Source organism: Amaricoccus sp. (assembly GCF_017995835.1).
In the GTDB taxonomy this organism is placed as follows: domain Bacteria; phylum Pseudomonadota; class Alphaproteobacteria; order Rhodobacterales; family Rhodobacteraceae; genus Amaricoccus.
In genome coordinates, this window is record NZ_JAGOID010000143.1 from 1 (window position 1) to 5707 (window position 5707).

Consider the following 5707-nt stretch of genomic DNA (forward strand, 5'->3'; position numbering starts at 1 on the left):
CCCGACTCCACCTCGTCGAAGACGTGCGTCGCCCAGAGCGTCGAGACCCCCTCCTCCGCGATCAACCGCCGCACCAGCGCCTGCACCTCCGCCCGGGCGTGGAGATCGAGTCCCGCCGTCGCCTCGTCGAGAAGCAGCAGCTGCGGCCGGTGCAACAGCGCCCGCGCGATCTCGGCCCGGCGCTGCTGGCCACCCGAAAGCGCGTTCGCCTTGATCCCGCCGCGGTCCGCGAGCCCGACCAGCGCCAGCACCTCGGCGATGCGCGCCGCCGCCGCGCGGCCGCCGATCCCGTGCAGCGCGGCGTGATAGGTCAGGTTCTGCAAGAGCGTCAGATCCCCGTCCAGCGCCTTGCTCTGGAACACGACGCCGACGCGCGCCAGCGCCTCGCCGGGCTGGCGGCGCGCGTCGAAACCCGCCACCTCGATCCGCCCGGAGGTGCTGTCATAAAGCCGGGTGATCAGCGAGAACAGCGTGGTCTTGCCGGCGCCGTTGACGCCGAGCAGCGCGGCGAAGGAACCTCGCGGCACCGCGAAGGACACGTCGCGCAGCGCCCTCGCCTTCCCGAAGTTGTGGCTGACGTTCTCGACCCTGAGCGCGGCCGTCGCGCGCCGATCCGGGGGCGCCCCGCCCGACGGCGCGACGCCGACTTGCGCTGCCGCCACTATTCGTCGTTCGGGCCGTCGTAGGTGAGACTGATCACGTTGAACTCTCCGTCCAGCTTGATGTCGTACTGAGCGGCCTTGCAGACGACGTCATCGAGTTCGTAGAGCGCCTCGGTCTCCTTCTCGATTTCTTCATGCGGGCCGCAGTTGAGCTGTGCGATGGCGGCGTTCACCTTTTCCGCCTCCTCGGGCGAGGCCATCATCTCCTGTGCGAGCGCGGGCGCGGCCAGCGTCGCTGCCAAGGCCACCATCAGGGCAGGGATAGCGTTCATGCATCTGTTCCTCCAGTTGCGCGCCAATGCGGCGCAATGACGGCGTTCGCTGTTCGCCTGCCGCCGGCGACCGGCCGACGGCATGGCCGGACACCGGCCCTACTCCTTGCGTTCCTCGATGATGTTGTATCCCGCGTCGAGCTTCATGTCGTATTGGCCGTCCGCGCACATGACGTCGTCGAGATCGAACACTCCGCCCTCGACCACGACGTTGACCGGATCGACCTCGCACGACCTGGCCGACAGGGTATGGTCGATCTGGGCCATCTGCTCGGCGGTCGCGGTCATGGTGTCCTCCGCCGCCGCCACGAACGGCGCGAGCGCGAGCGCCGCCGCCGCGATGATCAGGTGTCGCATCCTGGTTCCTCCCCTCACTGGATCACGAATGTAGCCGACTGGGTCTCGCTGTTCGAGCCCGGGATCGACAGCTTGTAGGTGCCGGGAACGATCGGGATGAAACTCATCCGCGCCGTGCCGGCGGAATCGAACTCGATCGAATGCACGCCCATCGGCCGGATCTCGATGTCGTTCACCACGATCTCGTTGATCCAGACCGCCCTGAAGAAATCGCCGCCCGAGAGCGCGAGCTCTGCCGTGCCGTCCGAGACGATGTCGATGCGATAGTACGTGCCCGACTTCAGGTTGTAGGTCGCCGCCGCCACCGGCTTGCCGGAGGACAGCGTCAGCGGCGGCAGGTCCGAACGGTTGTCGCGCGCCATCAGGCCCGCGAAGCCGTAGTCGTGCTGGCCCTCGGGCGCGTCGATCACGAAGGCGCCGTTCTCGATCTTCGGCGCCTCCGCCGCATCCTGCGCCGCGACCGGCAGCGCCAGCGCGCCCAGCGCCGCAGCGGCCATCCAGAGTTTCATCCCTTCCTCCCTATCGTTGTTGTTGATGAGCGCCGTCACGGCACCGCGACCACGCCCCAGGGCTGCTCGCCGACCTGCACCGACTTCAGGACCTTGTCGGTCGCCACGTCGATGATCGAGATGTCGTTGGAATTGCCGTTCGTCGTGTAGAGAAGCTTGCCGTCCGGCGAGAAGGCGAGCTGCCAGACCCGCTGGCCGACGAGGAGGTAGTCGGTGACCTCGAGCGTGCCGAGATCCACCACCGCCACCCGGTTCGCCGGCCCGAGCGCGACATAAGCCTTCGCGCCGTCCGCCGTGACGCGCACGCCGACCGGCTGCAGGGCCTCCGGCAGGACGCCCGGCACCTCGAAGCCGATCTTCTTGACGATCTCGTTCGTCGCCGTGTCGATCACCGACACCGTTCCGCCGATCTCGGCGCTGACGAGCAGGAACTTGCCGTCAGGCGTGTACTGCGCGAAGCGCGGGCGGCTGTCGACGAGCACGTTCGCCACGATCTCGTAGGTCTCCGTGTCGATCATGTGCGCCATGTTCGTGGTCTCGGAGGTGTTGACCACGATCTTGCCGTCCGGGCTCACGCCCATGCCCTCGGGCTCCACGCCCACCGGCACCTCCGCGAGCACCTGCCGCGTCTCCACGTCGACCACGGTGACGATGTTGTCGTCCTCATTGGCGATGTAGAGCGGGTTGCCGGAAGGGTGCAGGACGAAAAGCTCCGGGTCCGGCCCCGAAGGCAGACTCGGCAGCTCCTCGTAGGTCTCCGCGTCGTAGACGCGCACCAGATTGTCGTCGGAGGCGCACACGTAGACGTGCTTGCCGTCCGGCGAGGCGGTGATCCCGCGCGGGCGCTGCATCCCCTCGATGGTGTGGATGACCTCATGGCTCGCGCCGTCGAGCACGGTGACCGTGTTTCCCTTCTCGTTCGAGACGAAAATCTTCTCTGCCAACGCCGGCCCGGCCGCGAAGGCCACCGAAGCGAGCAGGATGCCGAATTGCGCCGGGCGCATGTTTCCTCCCGTCATTTCTTGCACTGGGTCTCGGGACGATCGATCCCGAGCGTGTCGAGCTGGCTCACCTGGTGGAGGAACTCCGCCTGCGGCGAGACCGACACCACCACCTTGTCGTAGGCGAGCAGGATCGGCTGCCGGAGCTGGCCGTCCCAGTCGCGGAAGGTCAATTTCTGACCCTTGAACGCCGCGAGGTCGAACCCGTCCGACAGCACGAAGTCGTGGATGGCGGCGAAGTCGCCGCCTTGCGTCCGCGTCGCCGCCTCGCCGAGCACGCGCAGCGCCATCCAGACCTGGTAGTCTTCGTCCTGCGCCGGCCGCCCGGCCTGCCTCTCGAAGCGCGTCTGGAACTGCGTCGCGCCCCAGGCCTCGTGGGAGGGATGCCAGCTCTCGGGCGTGAGCCCCGCCGAGCCGACGACCGGCCGCGGCTCCCAGGTGTGATAGGGCAGATGCACCGCAAAGACGTCCGAGCGGTCGGCGGCGAGCACGACGTCGTGCGCGGGCGCGCGCTGGGTGAAGGCGGGCATCTGGCCCTGCACCTGCACCGTTCCGGAATCCGAGCGCCGTGCGCCGCCGGTGTCCTCGAACACCCGCTCCTCGACGATCTTCGCGCCGAACTTCGTCGCCGCCCGCCGGTAGGCCTCGGCCAGCGCCTTATCCTCGGGGTGGCTGCCCTCGATCAGGAACCACTCGTCCCATTTCTTCCAGACGAGATACTGCGCCAGCGCATCCGTCAGCATCGCGTCCGACGGCGCCGTGTGCAGCAGGTTCGCCCGGCATCCCTCGGCGCGCAGCGTGTCGTCGGTCGCCGCCGCGTTCAGCACCAGCGCCCTGTCGCCCGCGATGTCGGCGAGCTTCACCGTCGTGTCGGCGTCGGCCATCACGACGATCCACCAGATGCCGGCGTCGACCAGCTTCTGCATTTCCGCCTCGGCCGTCTCCGGCGTGGCGATGACGGTCTCGGTCGTGAACTTCTGCCCCATGAAGCTGCCGGTCGTGGCGTTGTCCGCCGTGCCGAGCGTCGCCCCGGCAAAGCCGAGATCCTCCGGCGGCACGTCGAGGCGCGAGATCGGCAGGGGCCGGTTCGGCACGTCCACGCGCAGCACGGCCGCCCGGTACTCCGTCCCGTCCACCGCCCATGCCGCCGAGGCGACGAGGGCGGCGCCCGCAAGGAGCCATCCTTTCATTTTCACTTTTTGTCCTCCCCGCCCGCATTGAGACACGCGCCCCGCCGCGGGTTAAGGAGATAATCATCATAAGATTCTGATAATGGCGAAAAACCAGTTGCTAATCATACTTTTGTCGGACCGTTTGGCGCCACTCCGCCCGTGTGGTCCGATCGAAATCGAGAATCTCCTCGCAGCAGGCCTCCGCGCGCGGAGGCCTGTCAGCGGTCGCGCTCAGGCCGGCTCGCGCAGCCGCTCCGCCGCCTCGAGCACCAGCGGGTGCATCCCCGCCTCCCCGGCGTCGATCTTCGCCAGAAGCGCCGCCCGCATCTCCGGAGCCCAGTAGTCGCGCAGATGCCCGGCGACGCGGCCGGCCTGGTCCCCGCGCCGCTGCGAGCCGAAGAAGATGGCGATCTGGTTCGCCATCATCACGATGCGGTCATGCGACATCCCGTGCCCCCATCTCGACCCGGCCGGGATGGGTAAAGACGCAGAACCCGTCCTCGCGCGCCAGGGCCACCAGCGTCATCCCCGCCTCGTCGGCGAGCCGCACCGCGTGCGCCGTCGGGGCCGAGACCCCCACGACGACGCCCGCCCCGGCGACCGCCACCTTCTGAACCATGTCGATCGAGACGCGGCTCGTCAGGATGACCACGCCGCCCGCGGCGGGCTCGCCCCGCCGGGCCAGCGCCCCCACGAGCTTGTCGAGCGCATTGTGGCGGCCGACATCCTCGAACGCCGCGACAATCCCCGACCCCGGCCGCCAGAATGCCGCAGCATGCACCGCCTGCGTCTCGTCGTGGAGCGGCTGGAACGACGACAATGCCGCCACCGCGGCCTCGATCTCGGCCGCGGAGAGCCGCACCGCGCCCGCCACAGGCGGAACCGGCCGCAGCGCCGCGCCGAGGCTTTCGAGCCCGCACAGCCCGCAGCCGACCGGCCCCGCCATGAACCGCCGCCGCCCGGCCAACGCCTCGGCGCGGTCGCCCGCGAGCCACATCCGCACCTCGATGCCGGGCCCCTGCTCGATCACCTCCAGGCTCTCGATCTCTTCCGGGCGCGCGACGATCCCCTCGGTCAGGCTGAACCCGACGCCGAAATCCTCCAGATCGCGCGGCGTCGCCATCAGCACCGCCTGGGTCGAGCCGTCGTAGACCATTGCGACGGCGGCCTCCTCCGGCAGCGCGCGCGTCATGGCGCGCGCCTCGCCGGCGCGGACGGCCAGCCCGGGGACGCGGACGACAGGCTCCATGCTACTCCGCCGCCGTCAGGATGCGCCGCGATTGCGCGGCCTGCGCCGCATAGTCCTCCTGCCATTCGGTCGGCCCGTTCGACGCCGACACCTGAACCGCCGTCACCTTGTATTCCGGGCAGTTCGTCGCCCAGTCGGAGAAGTCCGTGGTGATGACGTTGGCGTGCGTTCCCGGATGATGGAAGGTCGTGTAGACCACCCCCGGCGCGACACGGTCGGTGACGTTCGCCCGCAGCGTCGTCTCCCCCGCCCGCGATGCGAGCCGGACCCAGTCGCCATCCTTCAGGCCGCGAACCTCGGCGTCGTGGGGATGGATCTCCAGCAGGTCCTCGCCGTGCCAGACCACGTTCTCCGTCCGTCGCGTCTGCGCGCCGACGTTGTACTGGCTGAGGATGCGTCCCGTGGTCAGCAGCAGCGGGAAGCGCGCGTTGACCTTTTCGCTGGTCGGCACGTAGCGCGTGACATAGAAGCGGCCCTGGCCGCGC

Annotated in this window: 9 protein-coding genes; all 9 read right to left on the reverse strand. The window is 69.0% G+C overall.

What is annotated here, in order from left to right; translation table 11 throughout:
• A partial coding sequence (locus KBA23_RS15270) for an ATP-binding cassette domain-containing protein (protein WP_290742666.1) occupies positions 1 to 548 on the reverse strand: 548 nt, incomplete at its 3' end.
• Between the two features lie 113 nt (positions 549 to 661).
• A complete protein-coding gene (locus KBA23_RS15275; RefSeq protein WP_290742651.1) occupies positions 662 to 934 on the reverse strand; it encodes a PepSY domain-containing protein in 273 nt (90 codons plus the stop codon).
• Positions 935 to 1033: 99 nt separating this feature from the next.
• Positions 1034 to 1291 carry a PepSY domain-containing protein gene (locus KBA23_RS15280; protein ID WP_290742654.1) on the reverse strand — a complete coding sequence of 86 codons (258 nt, stop codon included), beginning with the start codon at positions 1289 to 1291 and terminating at the stop codon, positions 1034 to 1036.
• Positions 1292 to 1305: 14 nt separating this feature from the next.
• Positions 1306 to 1800, reverse strand: a complete 495-nt coding sequence (locus KBA23_RS15285) for a hypothetical protein (protein ID WP_290742656.1) — start codon at positions 1798 to 1800, stop codon at positions 1306 to 1308.
• Positions 1801 to 1835: 35 nt separating this feature from the next.
• A complete protein-coding gene (locus tag KBA23_RS15290; RefSeq protein ID WP_290742659.1) occupies positions 1836 to 2804 on the reverse strand; it encodes a YVTN family beta-propeller repeat protein in 969 nt (322 codons plus the stop codon).
• Between the two features lie 11 nt (positions 2805 to 2815).
• Entirely contained in the window at positions 2816 to 3991 is a 1176-nt protein-coding gene (locus KBA23_RS15295) for an ABC transporter substrate-binding protein (protein WP_290742669.1), read from the reverse strand.
• A gap of 213 nt (positions 3992 to 4204) precedes the next feature.
• Positions 4205 to 4420 (reverse strand): formate dehydrogenase subunit delta, encoded by a 216-nt coding sequence (locus tag KBA23_RS15300; protein ID WP_290742661.1) that lies wholly within the window; start codon positions 4418 to 4420, stop codon positions 4205 to 4207.
• A complete protein-coding gene (gene fdhD, locus KBA23_RS15305; RefSeq protein ID WP_290742672.1) occupies positions 4410 to 5165 on the reverse strand; it encodes a formate dehydrogenase accessory sulfurtransferase FdhD in 756 nt (251 codons plus the stop codon). Before fdhD ends, KBA23_RS15300 begins: the two co-directional genes overlap by 11 nt.
• A gap of 58 nt (positions 5166 to 5223) precedes the next feature.
• Positions 5224 to 5707: molybdopterin dinucleotide binding domain-containing protein (locus KBA23_RS15310; protein ID WP_290742663.1), on the reverse strand; the 484-nt coding region annotated here is incomplete at its 5' end.